Consider the following 13,894-nt stretch of genomic DNA (forward strand, 5'->3'; position numbering starts at 1 on the left):
AACCCCCTCCGTTGAAGAAACCCTTGTCGCCGATGCGTTGCCGATATATCGTCTACCTATCGACAACAGATTGGAGATAGTCATGAGGTACCCCCACGAGGCTCATCAGGGACGTCGCCACCGCGGCGGCTTCGGTTTCCCGGGCGGCTTCCCGTTCGGCGGCGGCGGTTCCGACTTCGGCGGCTTCGGTCCCGGCGGCCCGTTCGGCGGCCCCGGTGGTCGCGGTCAGCGCCGCGGCGGTCGCGGTCAGCGGCTCAACGTCCGCCCGGCCCTGCTCGCGCTGCTCCTGGAGCGCCCGATGCACGGCTACGAGATGATTCAGGAGCTCGACTCCCGGACGAACGGCATCTGGCGCCCGAGCCCCGGCTCGGTCTACCCGACGCTGCAGTTGCTGGAGGACGAGGGCCTGATCGAGGCGGAGGCGAACGGTGGCCGCAAGAGCTACCACCTGACCGCCGACGGCCGCCCCGAGGCCGAGGCGGCCGCGGAGAACCCGCCGTGGGCCCGCATCGGCGACGACACCATGTCTCAGGTGCAGGACTTCCGCGACGCCGCGGCCGGCATCCTGGGCGCCCTGAAGCAGGTCGGCTTCTCGGGCACCGACGAGCAGCGCCAGAAGGCCCTCGAGGTCCTGAACGAGACGAAGCGCAAGCTGTACGCCATCCTCGCCGACAGCGAGTGAGAAGGCCCGCCCTCACCGACGGTCTTCGCAGACGGTCTTCGGACACGAGAAAGGCCCCGCCGAAATCGGCGGGGCCTTTCGTCTCTCGAGGGGGTCAGTGCACGGTCACGCGGGGGCCGGGGACCAGGTCGCGCAGCTCCTCGGGCAGGTCGGCGCCCATCTCGTCGGCCAGGCGCAGGGCCTCCTCGACCAGGGTCTCGACGATGATCGCCTCGGGCACTGTCTTGATGACCTGGCCCTTGACGAAGATCTGGCCCTTGCCGTTGCCGGAGGCCACACCCAGGTCGGCCTCGCGGGCCTCGCCGGGGCCGTTGACGACGCAGCCCATGACGGCCACCCGCAGCGGGACCGGGAAGCCGTCGAGGGCCGCCGTGACCTGCTCGGCCAGGGTGTAGACGTCGACCTGGGCCCGGCCGCAGCTCGGGCAGGAGACGATCTCGAGGCCGCGCTCGCGCAGGCCCAGCGACTCGAGGATCGCGTTACCGACCTTGATCTCCTCGACCGGCGGGGCCGACAGCGACACCCGGATGGTGTCGCCGATGCCCTCGGCCAGCAGCGCGCCGAAGGCGACAGCGCTCTTGATCGTGCCCTGGAAGGCCGGCCCGGCCTCGGTGACGCCCAGGTGCAGCGGGTAGTCGCACTGCTCGGCGAGCTGCCGGTAGGCGCGGATCATGACCAGCGGGTCGTTGTGCTTGACCGAGATCTTGATGTCGCGGAAGCCGTGCTCCTCGAACAGCGAGCACTCCCACAGCGCCGACTCGACCAGCGCCTCGGCCGTGGCCTTGCCGTATTTCTCCAGCAGGCGCTTGTCGAGCGAGCCGGCGTTCACGCCGATCCGGATCGGGATGCCGGCGTCGGAGGCCGCCTTGGCGATCTCCTTCACCTTGTCGTCGAACTGGCGGATGTTGCCCGGGTTGACCCGGACCGCCGCGCAGCCGGCGTCGATCGCCGCGAAGACGTATTTCGGCTGGAAGTGGATGTCGGCGATCACCGGGATGCCGGACTTCTTGGCGATCGCGGGCAGCGCCTCCACGTCGTCCTGCGACGGCACGGCGACGCGGACGATCTGACAGCCCGAGGCGGTCAGCTCCGCGATCTGCTGGAGGGTCTTGTTGACGTCGGCCGTGAGCGTGGTGGTCATCGACTGCACGCTCACCGGCGCGCCTCCGCCCACCGGCACGTTGCCCACCATGATCTGGCGGCTCTTGCGGCGGGGGGCCAGCGGCGGCGGGGGCACGGCCGGCATACCGAGACTGATGGCGGTCACTTTCACATCACCTGTTGAAGATCGTGATCGGGTTGACGATGTCGGCGGTGACGGTCAGCAGAGTGAACGCGCCACCGATCAAGATGACTGCATAGGTGACAGGCATCAGTTTGTAGTAGTCGACGCGGCCCGGGTCGGGCTTCTTGAGCCGCGCGTAGAGCCACGACCGCGCCCGCTCGTACCAGGCGATGGCGATGTGCCCGCCGTCGAGCGGAAGCAGCGGCAGCAGGTTGAAGATGCCGATGAACACGTTGAGCGAGATGAAGATCGTCAGGAACAGCTGGGGTACGCCGTTGGCCAGCGCCTCACCGCCGAGCCGGCTCGCGCCGACGACGCTGATCGGGGTGTTCGGGTCGCGCTCGTCGCCGGTGATCGAGTGCCACAGGGCGGGGATCTTGTCGGGGATCCGCTTCAACGCCTCGAACGTGTTCTCGACCAGGTACCAGCCGTAGTTGAAGGTCGCCGGCACGGCCGAGGCCGCGTTGTACTTGATGATGCCGGGCACGGCCGGGTCGTCCCAGCCGATGGCGGCGATCGACACGGTGGTGGTCTTGGCGTCGTCGCTCTCGTCGGTGATCGCGGCCCGCTCGGCGCTGACCAGGTTCACCTCGGCCTTGCCGGGGACGCCGTCACGGGTGTACTCGAAGGCGACCTTGCCCGCCGGCAACGAACGGATCTTGTTGACCAGGTCGCCGTACGTGGTGATCGTCGTGCCGCCGACGTTGGTGATCAGGTCACCGTCGCGGATGCCGGCCGCGTAGGCGGGGCCGGCGATAGCGCCGTTCACCCCGGGCTTGCAGTTGTCGGCCGTGGCGCCGGCCGGGGCCGTGCCCGCCCAGACGCAGGCCGGGGCGTCGATGACCGGCCGCTCCTTGAGCTGGTCGGCGGTGGTCACCGGGTACGACGTGTTCTGCAGGCCGAAGGTGAAGGCGGCGATCCAGGTGGCCACCAGGGCCAGCAGGAAGTGGGTGATCGAGCCCGCCGACATGACGATGGTCCGTTTCCAGACCGGGAACCGCCACATGGCCCGCGGCTGGTCCTCGGGGGCGACGTCGTCGTCCTGCGGGGTCATCCCGACGATCTTGCAGAAACCGCCGAGCGGGATCGCCTTGAGCCCGTACTCCGTCTCACCGCGCCGGAACGAGAAGACCGTGGGGCCGAAGCCCACGAAGTACCGGGTCACCTTCATGCCGAAACGCTTGGCAGTGATCATGTGACCGGCCTCGTGGAGGCTCACCGAGATCAGGATGGCCAGCGCGAACGCGGCGACACCCAGCCAGTACAGCATCAAGCTCCTTTTGCCGCAGTATCATGCCTGGCGATCACGTCATGCGCCTGGGCGCGCGCCCAATTCTCGGCGGCGAGCACTTCCTCGACGGTACCCGGCTCGGCAAAATCCGGGGCCGCCGCGAGCACCTCCGCGAGCGTGTCGACGATGCCCAGAAAAGGTAGCCGACCGGCGGCGAAAGCGGCCACACACTCCTCGTTGGCCGCGTTGTAGATGGCCGGGCGGCAGCGCCCCTCGCGGCCGGCCTGCTTGGCCAGCCGGACGGCCGGGAACGCCTCCTCGTCGAGCGGGCGCAGCTCCCAGTTGTGGGCCAGGCTCCAGTCGACGCCGGCGGCCGCGCCGGGCACCCGCTCGGGCCAGGCCAGGGCCAGCGCGATGGGCAGCCGCATGTCGGGCGGGCTGGCCTGGGCCAGCGTCGAGCCGTCGGTGAACTCGACCATCGAGTGGATCACCGACTGCGGGTGGACCATGACCTCGATGTCGTCGTAGGCCACGCCGAACAGCTCGTGCGCCTCGATCACCTCGAGCGCCTTGTTGACCATCGTGGCCGAGTTGATCGTCACGACCGGGCCCATGTCCCACGTCGGATGCTTCAGCGCCTCGTCCGGTGTGACATTCGTCAGCTCCTCGCGCCGGCGGTCGCGGAACGCGCCCCCGCTGGCGGTCAGGATGAGCCGGCGCACCTCGTCGCGGGCGCCGCCGCGCAGGCACTGCGCGAGCGCCGAGTGCTCGGAGTCGACCGGGACGATCTGGCCCGGCTTGGCCACCCGGCGGACCAGCGGGCCACCGGCCACCAGGGACTCCTTGTTGGCCAGGGCGAGCACACGCCCGGACTCGAGGGCGGCCAGCGTCGGCGCCAGGCCCAGGCTGCCGACCACACCGTTGAGCACGACGTCGCACGGCCAACGGGCGAGCTCGGTCATCGCGTCGGGACCGGCCACGATCTTGGGCAGCTTGAAGTCGCCGGTGGCCCAGCCGCGCCGCTGCGCCTCGGCGTAGAAGGCGAGCTGCAGGTCCTGCACCACCGAGGAGCGGGCCACGCCGACCACGTCGACGCCCAGCTCGAGAGCCTGGGCGGCGAGCAGCGCGACGTTGCCGCCGCCGGCGCCGAGGGCGACCACGCGGAACCGGTCGGGGTTACGGCGCACGATGTCGATGGCCTGAGTGCCGATGGATCCGGTCGAACCGAGCAGGACGAGGTCGCGCATGCGCCCATCTTCCCGGATCGCCCGGGATCGCTCGCGTCGGCCTGTGGATAACTGGGTATGCCATCGGCATGCCCCGCTGGTTGATCTCCCTCTTTCGGCCTTTAAAGGGGCGTGACCTGGCGTTGCACGCCGCCGCTGTCACTTTCTACGCCGGAATCGCGGTGGTGCCGATCGCTTTGCTGGCGATCTGGGTGACCGGGTGGATCGCCGGAGCCGACCGGGTACGCCGTCTCACCGGCCACACCATCGACGCGCTGCCGGACGAGATCGGCGCGCCGCGGGCCCTGTCCGCCCTGATCGACGCCGGGCTGCACCTGACGCCGTTGCTGGCGCTGGCCAGCCTGCTCCCGGCCACCTTCTACGGCGAGGGGCTGCGCCGGGCCTTCGTCTCCCTGCGCGCGCCCGGCAGCGAGCCGCTGGTCGGCTGGCGGGGGCGCCTGCTCTGGCTGCCGATCCTGGCCGCCGCCCCGGCCCTGCTGCTGGCGATGTTCCTGGCGCTGCCGTCGACCAGCGGCCTCTGGGTACGCGGCGGCTGGTACTCGGTGCTCGGCGTGGTCCTGTCCTTCCTGGCCTGCTGGCTGCTGCTCACGCCGGTCGTGATCTGGGTCTACCGGTACGTGGCCCCGGGCCGCCCCCGGTGGCTGTCGACCATCGTCATCGGGTCCTTCACCGCGGCCAACCTCTCCGGCTTTCTGCACGGCTTCGTGCTGTTCTGCTCCCTGCCACTGGATCTGGGGGCACCCTTCGGCGGCTTCGACGCGATCGGCGGAACGATCGCCGTCGGGCTCTGGCTCTACCTGTTCCATGTGATCGTGCTCGCCGGATATGCGGCCACACGGAGTGCCAGCGCGTATCAGACGAGGAGATTTCGCGCCGATTGACGGAGTGATCTTCATATAACAGCGCGCTACGCTCCCAAGCCATGACCACTCTCCCCCAGCGCTCCGACGTGGTGATCATCGGAGCGGGCCACAACGGCCTCGTCTCCGCGATCCTGCTGGCGCGCGCCGGCCTGAGCGTCACCGTGCTCGAGGCGGCAGATGTGATCGGCGGCGCCGCGCGCACCGAGCGGCCCTTCCCCGCCGCGCCCGGACTGGGTCAGTCCACCGGTTCCTACCTGCTCGGGCTGATGCCGCCCGAGCTGCTGCGCACCCTCGACGTCGACATCCCCATGCTGCGCCGGGACCCGCACTACTTCCTGCCCACGCCCGGGCCGGCCGGCTCTCCTCACCTGCTGTTCGGCCGCGACCAGGCGGCCACCCGGGCCCAGCTCGAGCGCTTCTTCTCGCGCCGCGACGTGGCGGCCGACGAGCAGCTGGCCTGTGAGATCGCCGCGCTGCGGGCCGACCTGGCCCCGGCCTGGCTCGAGGAGCCGGGCACGGTCGAGGAGATCGCCGACCGGCACATCCGGCCCCAGCTGCAGAGCACGTTCGTCGATCTCGTACGCGGTTCGGTCGCCGACTATCTGGCCCGGTTCGGCTTCAAGAGCGAACTGCTGATGAGCATGTACGCGGTGACCGACGGGCTCTCCGGCCTGAACGCGGGACCGGACGACCCCGGCACCGGTCACAACTTCCTGGTCCACAACATGTGCCGCCTGCCCGGCTCGGACGGCACCTGGATGATCGCCGAGGGCGGCATGGGCACGGTGTCCCGCGTCTTCGCCGACGCCGCGCGGTCCGCCGGGGCACAGATCCTCACGAACGCGCCGGTGGCCTCGGTGACCGTCGACGGCGGGGCCGCGAGCGGCGTCGTGCTGGCCGATGGGCGTTCGATCGCGGCCCGGGTCGTGCTCGGCAGCTGCGACCCGTACCGCCTGATCGACCTGGTGCCCTCAGGCGCGCTGCCCTCGTCGCTGACCGGCCACATGGCGTCGGTACGCAGGACGGGCACCACCCTGAAGATCAACCTGGCGCTCCGGGGCCTGCCGCAGTTCTCGTGCCTGCCGGCCGGCAGCCCGTCGCCGTTCGGCTCGACCATCCACCTGCTGCCCGGTTCGGCCGGCCTGGCCGGCGTGCCCGGCACCGACTCGCCGATGGCCGCGCTGCGCGCCATGTGGGCCGACGTGCAGGCCGGGCGGCTGCCCGACGAGCCGACGATCGAGTGGTACCTGCACACGACAGTCGACCCGTCGCTGCGCGACGCCGAGGGCCACCACTCGTCGGCGCTGTTCGTGCAGTCGGTGCCCTACCAGCCGGCCGGCTCGTCGTGGGAGGCCGAGCTGCCGGCTTACGTCGACAAGATGCTGGACATCGCCGAGCGCTACGCCCCCGGCACCCGCGACCTGGTCGTCGACACGATGCCCCTCACCCCACCCGGCATCGAGAAGCACTTCGGCATCACCGGCGGCCACATCCACCACGTCGACAACACGGTCGCCTTCAACGAGCGCATGCCCTACTTCACCGGCCTGGACGGCCTCTACGCGGGCTCAGCCGGCACCCACCCGGCCGGCAGCGTCATCGGCGCCGCCGGCCACAACGTGGCCCGGCGCATCCTGAAGGACCTCGGGGTTTTCCGAGCGTAACCACTTACGCACGTCGCTCGGGCGGGGTGAGCGTTCTGGGCGCGCAGCGCCCTGCTCACCCCGGCCGAGCCCTCGGCGGGAGCGACGGTCTGTACGCCCCACCCGCCTACGACATCTGCTCTTGTTCGGGATTTTTCGTCGCCCGGATCTTGTGGCCGACACTCGTCAGACACCGGCCGCTGGGGAGGTCGAACTTCCAGCCGTGGAGTTGGCAGGTCAGGACGTTGCCGTCGACCATGCCGAAGCGGCTGAGGTCGGCCTTGAGGTGGGGGCAGCGGCGCTGGACGGTCCAGTCGCCGAACTGGGTGTCCTCGGCCTCGACGGCCTTCTCGTGCTCGTCGTACCAGCCCTCGGCGTACTGCAGGCGCTCCTCGGAGAGGCACTTGAAGAAGGCGTAGACGAACTCGTTGTACTGGCCGATGCGGGCGGCGGAGAAGCGGCAGCTCAGGAACAGGCTGTTGACCCAGTCGCCCTCGTCGATGTGGATCAGGTGCTCGACCAGGGCGCGGCCGGTCTTGAAGCGGTAGCGCACCTTCTCGCCGGCGTAGGGGCGGACCTGCTTGCCGGGGAAGTCGACCACGATCGACTCGAGGATCTCGCCGGTCGGGCCGAACGAGTCGGTGAAGTCGAAGCGGACCGGGCCGCCGACGCCCTGGGCCATGTAGATCGACTCTTCGAGCAGGGGCTCGATGCGCTTCTTGAGCTCGCCCAGCACGTCGATCTCGGGGTGTTTCCAGCTCGCCTTCTCGGCCGCGATGATCGGGGCCTTGCGCTCGCGCATCTCCTCGAGGTGCGCCTTCTTGTTCGCGAAGAACTCGTCGACCGGAGTCGGGTGCGTGGTCTCTGCTCGGCCCGCGGTGTCGAGGGAGGTCACTGAGCCGGGGAGCAGGACGATGCCGTTGGTGCCGCCGACCTTGGCGTACTCCTCCAGGAAGACCGACTGGTCGGGGAAGATGTTGCCCTCGTCACCGAAGATGTCGTTGAACTGGTAGAGCTCGTCGTCGAGGAAGCAGGGCGGGCCGGCGATCGGGAAGACGTGGTCGGCCTTCAGGTCGTCGATGTAGCGCCAGGTGCGGTCGAACTGGCGGTCGCGCTTCTGCTTGCCGAACGCGGTCTTGGCGGCGTCGGGCAGCTCGTAGACCATCGGGTACCAGATCGCGCCGGAGAACTGCAGCATGTGCGCGTGCACGTGGCCGAGCTCGGCGAAGCGGCTCAGGTCGGACGGGCGCGCGTCGTTCTGGTTGAGCACCCGGATGCCGTCGTGCTCCACCCACAGCGAGGAGTCGCCGATCGGGCCGTCGGTCGGGCTGATCAGCGCCTGGATCATGATCTTCAGGCCGCCGTCGAGCTCGTGCACCTCGTCCGACTTCGTCCGCAGGAAGCTGGTGAAGCCCAGCTCGCGGAGCTCGTCCTCGAGCTGGCTGGTCGGGTACTCCGGCAGCAGGACGGTGGCCTTCTTGTTGATGTAGCGCTTGAGGTGCTTGGCGTCGAAGTGGTCGCGGTGCAGGTGCGACACGTACAGGTAGTCGACGTCACCCAGGGTCTCCCAGTCGAGCTGAGAATTGTCCGGGAATGGGAACCATGATGCGAAAAATGCGGGATTAACCCACGGATCGCACAGAATACTGCCGGCGGCGGTGTCGATCCGCATGCTCGCGTGTCCAGTGCCCGTGATCCGCACCGTATTACTCCCTCGATCCAAGAACCCGACCGCATCGAAGGTACCGGGTCCGGGTTGGTGGGCCGCGCGCGGAGCCGCCGTGCGAGACTGATCAGGAGTAAAGACGCCTTCGAGGGAGGATTGCGGCGTGTCTGCGGAAGAACATGAAGAGGTCTACGCGCCCGATCAGCTCAAGCCGGGCAACCGGAGGCGGGGACAGAAGGGCGCGATCATCTCGGCGATCGTCATCCTGATGTTCTTCTGGGGCAACCACGAGGGCAACACCGAGAACATCTGGCTCGTCGTCTTCGCGGTCGGCCTGGTCGTCACGGTGATCGCCGACGCCGTGCTCCGCCGCCGGGGTCTGCGCCCGAGCGAGCAGTAGTCTTCGGACTACGAAAAAAGGGGCCCGTGAGGGCCCCTTTTCCGTTTACCGCCGTCTGGTGAGGATGTCCTTGACCTCACGGAGCGCGGCGTCCACCTCAGCCTCGAAGTAGCCACCCGGCACCAGGCCGAACTGCAACATGTCCAGGTCATTTTCCGGTACGGGCATCGGGCCCCGCCCGGTCATCGCCTGCAGGATCCCCTCGAACAGCCGGTCGACCTGCATCGGGTCGTAACCGCTGCCGAAGCGCCGCGGCTGGAACGTGCGGCGCAGCTGGTCGACGCGGTACAGCTCGCCACCCGGCTCGCCCATCGGCGGCGGGAGCTGCGGCTGCGGCGGTCCGCCGTACCCGCCCTGCGGCGCGCCGCTCATCGGGGCGTTGCCCATGGGCGGCGGCCCGCCCATCGGCGGCGGGGCGCCGTAGCCGCGCGGGTCCTGCTCGCGCGGCATGCGGATCTCCGCGGTCATGTCGGTCTTGCCGTGCCGGCCGGCCTCGAAGCCGTCGAAGCCACCCGTGTTGTCGAACCCGCCGGTGTTGTCGAAGCCACCGGTGTTGTCGAAGCCCTGGTCGTAACCGCCCTGGTCGTAGCCACGGGGGTCGCGCGGGTCGTACGCGGGCGCGGGCGGCTGCGGGGCCGGGCGCTGCGGCAGCTGGGGCTGCGGCGGCTGGCCGTAACCGGTCGGCTCGTCGAAGCGGCCACCGTACGGGTCGGTCGCCGGCATCTGCGGGCGCTGCTGCTGCATGCGGTCGGGCGGGCCCATCCGGTCCGGCGGGCCCATCCGGTCGGGCTGGCCCATCCGGTCGGGCGGGCTCATCCGGTCGGGCGGGGCCATCCGGTCCGGCGGCGGCATGCGGTCGGGCATGCGGTCGTCCCGGATCGGCGGGGCGGGCAGGCGCTCGGTGGGCGGGGCCATCCGGCCCGCGGCGGCGGCGTTGACGCTGCCGGTGTTGGCGCCGGCCGGCGGGCGCGCGAAGCTGCCCGTAGTGAGGCCGCCGCGGAGCGAGTCGCGCATCGGGTCGGCCGCGGGGGCGCCACGGCCGCCGCGGTCCTCGAGCTCGGCCAGCTGGCGCTCGACGCGGTCCAGGTGGAGGTCTACCTGCCACTCGTCGTAGCCGCCGAAGCGCACCCGGAAGACCACGTCGTGCACTTCCTGCGCGCCCACGGGCGGGCCGGACTGCTCGCCGGCCAGGGTGGCCTCGACCCGGTCCAGGAAGGCGTCGACCTCATCGACCTTGTAGCCGCGGCGCAGCGCACGCCGCCGGAAACGCTGCCCCTGACTCGTCACAACGTCTCCCACTCCGCTCGCTGGGACCTGAGCCCAGTCACTGTGCCACCTCCGCGTCGGCGGCGCCCCCAGCGCTCGCCTCCGTAAGCTCGCCCGCGGCCAGTTGGCCGCACGCGCCGTCGATCTCCCGGCCCCGGGTGTCGCGAACCGTCGTCGACACTCCGGCCTCACGGAGGCGGCGGACGAACTCGCGCTCGACCGGTTTCGGGCTTGCGTCCCACTTGCTGCCCGGGGTCGGGTTGAGCGGGATGAGATTCACATGCGCCAGCTTGCCGTGCAAGAGCTTGCCGAGCAGGTCGGCACGCCAGGGCTGATCGTTGACGTCCCTGATCAGGGCGTACTCGATCGAGATCCGGCGTCCCGTCTGCGCCGCGTAGTCGAACGCGGCATCGAGCACCTCGGCCACCTTCCAACGCTGGTTGACGGGCACTAGCTCATCGCGCAGATCATCATCGGGGGCGTGCAGGGACAGCGCAAGGGTCACGTTCAGGTCTTCGGCCGTCAGCCGGCGCATAGCGGGCACTAGTCCCACGGTGGAGACGGTTATGTGCCGTTGCGAAAGTCCGAGGCCCTCCGGCGCCGGGGTGGTCAGCCGGCGGACCGCCTCGATCACGCGAGGGTAGTTGGCGAGCGGCTCGCCCATGCCCATGAAGACGACGCGCGACAGCCGCGGCGGTGACCCGGTGACCGCGCCCGAGGCGGCGACACCGGCCAGGTAGACGACCTGGTCGACGATCTCGGCCACCGACAGGTTGCGGGTCAGGCCCTGCTGGCCGGTCGCGCAGAACGGGCAGGCCATGCCGCAGCCGGCCTGGCTGGAGACGCAGGCGGTCACCCGGTCGGGATAGCCCATGAGGACGCTCTCGACCAGCGCGCCGTCGTGCAGCCGCCACAGCGCCTTGCGGGTGGCGCCCTCGTCACAGGCCAGCTCGCGGACCGGGGTCAGCAGCGTGGGCAGCAGGTCACCGGTGAGCCGGGCCCGCGTCTTGGCCGGCAGGTCGGTCATCTCGTCGATGTCGCGCACGAGCCGGCCGAAGTAGTGGGTGGAGAGCTGCTTCGCGCGGAACGCGGGCTCGCCGAGCGCGGTCACCGCGGCCTGGCGGGCGGCGAGATCCATGTCGGCCAGGTGGCGCGGGGGCATGGCGGGGCGGCGACGGGTGGCTACCGCATCGGGCTTGTCGGGGCTGGTCGGGATGACCGGAAGAATCGTCATGGCAGAACAAGTCTCGCACGCTCGGGGAAGTTCACTGGGCCCACGCGATCAGGGCGAAGAGGAGGTACGCGGTGGGCACGGCGAACAGGATCGAGTCGAGCCGGTCCATCAGGCCGCCGTGGCCGGGCAGCAGGTTGCTCATGTCCTTGACGCCGAGGTCGCGCTTGAGCATCGACTCGGCGAGGTCGCCGACGACCGCGACGACCGAGAGCACGGCGCCGAAGAGCAGGCCCCAGTACACCTGGATGTCGAGCAGGAAGTAGAGCAGCAGCGCGCTGCCGATCGCCGAGGCGCAGACCGAACCGGCGAAGCCCTCCCAGGTCTTGCCGGGGCTGATCGACGGGGCCATCTTGTGCTTGCCGAAGAACACCCCGGTCGCGTATCCGCCGGTGTCGGAGAGCACAACCGCCAGCAGCGTGCAGAGCACCCGCCACTGGCCCTTGTCGTGGTCCGGGAGGAAGAGCAGGATGCCGAAGCTGAGCAGGAACGGCACGTAGACGGCGACCAGCACGCTCGCCGTCAGGTCACGCCGGAAGGCCTCGGCGCCGTCGGCGAGCCGCCAGACGATCGCGGCCAACACGGTGACCACCAGGCCGACCAGCAGGGCGTCGGTGCCGCTGTACCAGGCCAGGCCGCTCATCAGGACCGAGCCGCCGATCAGCGGGACGACCGGCGCGTTGGCGCCGGCCGAGCGCAGGGCCCGGGTCATCTCCCAGACGCCGACGCCGGACGCGACAGCGATCACGGCGAAGAAGGCCGGCTCCCAGAACAGCAGGGAGACGAGAACCACAACGACGAGGCCGACGCCGACCCCGATGGCCGCCGGCAGATTGCGCCCCGCACGGCTGGTCGTGGGCTCGCCTCCCTTGGCGCGGCGCTTGCCGGGGCCCTTCTTGGCGGGCTCGACCACTGGCAGGTGGCCCGTGGGCACATCCTCGGCCGCGTGCCAGGCCGTTTCGTCGCCGGAAGTGCGCCCGGCACGCGGATCGAGGTAAGACATCAGACCTCGAGCAACTCGGCTTCCTTGTGCTTGACGAGCTCGTCCACGACGGCGACGTAACGGTGGGTCACGTCATCGAGCTCCTTCTCGGCGCGGCGGCCGTCGTCCTCACCGGTCTCGCCGTCCTTGACCAGGCGGTCGATCTGCTCCTTGGCCTTGCGGCGGACGTTACGGATGGCCACCCGGCCTTCCTCCGCCTTGGTCCGCGCGACCTTGATCATCTCGCGGCGGCGCTCCTCGGTCATCTGCGGCAGGTGAATGCGCAGCTGGGTGCCCTCGTTGTTGGGGTTGACACCGAGGTCCGAGTCACGGATCGCCCGCTCGATCGGCCCCAGCTGTGAGTTGTCGTAGGGCTTCACGATCACCATGCGCGGCTCGGGGACGCCGACCGAGGCCATCTGCGTCACCGGCGTGGGCGCGCCGTAGTAGTCCACCAGGATCTTGGAGAACATGGCCGGAGTGGCCCGCCCCGTACGAATGGCGGCGAACTCCTCCTTGGCGTGCTCGACCGCGCTCTCCATCTTTTCCTCGGCCTCGAAGAGGGTCTCGTCGATCACCGGCTCTTCTCGCCTCCTAGCTTGTCTCGGTGGTGCGGGGATATCCGGGGGCTCTAGGCGGTGATCAGGGTGCCGATCTTGTCGCCGCTGACGGCGCGCACGATGGTGTCCTCACCCTCGGCGCCGAAGACGAGCATCGGCAGCTTGTTCTCCTCGCAGAGGCTGAAGGCGGCCTGGTCGGCGACGCGCAGCCCGCGCTGAAGAATCTCCTGGTACGTGGCACTGTCGAGCTTCTGCGCGGTGGGGTCGATGCGCGGATCGGCCGTGTAGACGCCGTCGACACCGTTCTTGCTCATCAGCACGATGTCCGCGTGGATCTCGAGGGCGCGCTGGGCGGTGACGGTGTCGGTCGAGAAGTACGGCATGCCGGCGCCGGCGCCGAAGATGACCGCGCGGCCCTTCTCGAGGTGGCGGATGGCGCGCAGCGGGATGTACGGCTCGGCGACCTGGGCCATCGTGATCGCGGTCTGGACCCGCGTCTCGATGCCCTCCTTCTCCAGGAAGTCCTGGAGGGCGAGCGCGTTCATCACGGTGCCGAGCATGCCCATGTAGTCGGCCCGGTTGCGGTCCATGCCGCGCTTCTGCAGCTCGGCGCCGCGGAAGAAGTTGCCGCCGCCGACCACGACGGCGACCTGAATGCCCCGGCGGATGACGGTGGCGATCTGGCCGGCGATGCCCTGCACGACGTCGGGGTCGACGCCGACCGCGCCACCGCCGAACACCTCGCCGGAGAGCTTCAGCACGACGCGCTTGGGCTTGTCGGTCACCATCGAGACCCGCCTTCCGTTAGTACTCAGCTGAGACCTTATGTGAGGAGGAG

13 protein-coding genes are annotated in these 13,894 nt (G+C 69.8%); 4 read left to right on the forward strand and 9 right to left on the reverse strand.

Annotated features, from left to right (window positions below):
- Window positions 1-82: 82 nt before the first annotated feature.
- On the forward strand, window positions 83-682 hold the full coding sequence (locus tag AB0C26_RS05505) for a PadR family transcriptional regulator (RefSeq protein WP_360241926.1): 600 nt from the start codon (window positions 83-85) through the stop codon (window positions 680-682).
- Between the two features lie 94 nt (window positions 683-776).
- Here AB0C26_RS05505 and ispG read toward each other — a convergent pair whose 3' ends face one another.
- The 3 genes from ispG to dxr are packed head-to-tail and all read right to left on the reverse strand — an operon-like array spanning window position 777 to window position 4,445.
- A complete protein-coding gene (gene ispG, locus AB0C26_RS05510; protein WP_360241929.1) occupies window positions 777-1,949 on the reverse strand; it encodes a flavodoxin-dependent (E)-4-hydroxy-3-methylbut-2-enyl-diphosphate synthase in 1,173 nt (390 codons plus the stop codon).
- Window positions 1,950-1,956: 7 nt separating this feature from the next.
- A complete protein-coding gene (locus AB0C26_RS05515) occupies window positions 1,957-3,237 on the reverse strand; it encodes a site-2 protease family protein (protein WP_360241932.1) in 1,281 nt (426 codons plus the stop codon).
- Window positions 3,237-4,445, reverse strand: a complete 1,209-nt coding sequence (gene dxr, locus AB0C26_RS05520) for a 1-deoxy-D-xylulose-5-phosphate reductoisomerase (RefSeq protein WP_360241935.1) — start codon at window positions 4,443-4,445, stop codon at window positions 3,237-3,239. The genes AB0C26_RS05515 and dxr overlap by 1 nt, the downstream gene beginning before the upstream one ends.
- A gap of 68 nt (window positions 4,446-4,513) precedes the next feature.
- On the opposite strand from dxr, the gene AB0C26_RS05525 reads away from it, so the two are divergent.
- Both AB0C26_RS05525 and AB0C26_RS05530 read left to right on the forward strand, forming a co-directional pair.
- Window positions 4,514-5,326: a YhjD/YihY/BrkB family envelope integrity protein gene (locus tag AB0C26_RS05525; RefSeq protein ID WP_360241938.1), complete on the forward strand. Its 813-nt coding sequence runs from the start codon at window positions 4,514-4,516 to the stop codon at window positions 5,324-5,326.
- Between the two features lie 41 nt (window positions 5,327-5,367).
- Window positions 5,368-6,972, forward strand: a complete 1,605-nt coding sequence (locus AB0C26_RS05530; RefSeq protein WP_360241941.1) for an NAD(P)/FAD-dependent oxidoreductase — start codon at window positions 5,368-5,370, stop codon at window positions 6,970-6,972.
- 106 nt (window positions 6,973-7,078) lie between these two features.
- Here the strand turns inward: AB0C26_RS05530 and AB0C26_RS05535 are convergent, their stop codons facing one another.
- Window positions 7,079-8,647, reverse strand: coding sequence for a Rieske 2Fe-2S domain-containing protein (locus AB0C26_RS05535; RefSeq protein WP_360243561.1), 1,569 nt, complete (start codon window positions 8,645-8,647; stop codon window positions 7,079-7,081).
- A 133-nt stretch (window positions 8,648-8,780) separates the two neighbouring features.
- Between AB0C26_RS05535 and AB0C26_RS05540 the strand changes: the two genes are divergently transcribed.
- Window positions 8,781-9,017, forward strand: coding sequence for a DUF2631 domain-containing protein (locus tag AB0C26_RS05540; protein WP_360241944.1), 237 nt, complete (start codon window positions 8,781-8,783; stop codon window positions 9,015-9,017).
- A 45-nt stretch (window positions 9,018-9,062) separates the two neighbouring features.
- Here AB0C26_RS05540 and AB0C26_RS05545 read toward each other — a convergent pair whose 3' ends face one another.
- Genes AB0C26_RS05545 through pyrH form a run of 5 tightly spaced genes read right to left on the reverse strand, consistent with a single transcriptional unit; the run spans window position 9,063 to window position 13,844 of the window.
- Window positions 9,063-10,304 (reverse strand): DivIVA domain-containing protein, encoded by a 1,242-nt coding sequence (locus AB0C26_RS05545; protein ID WP_360241947.1) that lies wholly within the window; start codon window positions 10,302-10,304, stop codon window positions 9,063-9,065.
- 37 nt (window positions 10,305-10,341) lie between these two features.
- On the reverse strand, window positions 10,342-11,517 hold the full coding sequence (gene rlmN, locus AB0C26_RS05550) for a 23S rRNA (adenine(2503)-C(2))-methyltransferase RlmN (RefSeq protein ID WP_360241950.1): 1,176 nt from the start codon (window positions 11,515-11,517) through the stop codon (window positions 10,342-10,344).
- A 31-nt stretch (window positions 11,518-11,548) separates the two neighbouring features.
- Complete coding sequence (locus tag AB0C26_RS05555) at window positions 11,549-12,517, reverse strand: phosphatidate cytidylyltransferase (protein ID WP_360241953.1); 969 nt, start codon at window positions 12,515-12,517, stop codon at window positions 11,549-11,551.
- Window positions 12,517-13,074: a ribosome recycling factor gene (gene frr / locus AB0C26_RS05560; RefSeq protein ID WP_360241956.1), complete on the reverse strand. Its 558-nt coding sequence runs from the start codon at window positions 13,072-13,074 to the stop codon at window positions 12,517-12,519. Before frr ends, AB0C26_RS05555 begins: the two co-directional genes overlap by 1 nt.
- A gap of 53 nt (window positions 13,075-13,127) precedes the next feature.
- Complete coding sequence (gene pyrH / locus AB0C26_RS05565) at window positions 13,128-13,844, reverse strand: UMP kinase (protein WP_360241959.1); 717 nt, start codon at window positions 13,842-13,844, stop codon at window positions 13,128-13,130.
- Window positions 13,845-13,894: the final 50 nt, after the last annotated feature.

The organism is Actinoplanes sp. NPDC048796, assembly GCF_040650035.1.
GTDB lineage: Bacteria > Actinomycetota > Actinomycetes > Mycobacteriales > Micromonosporaceae > Actinoplanes.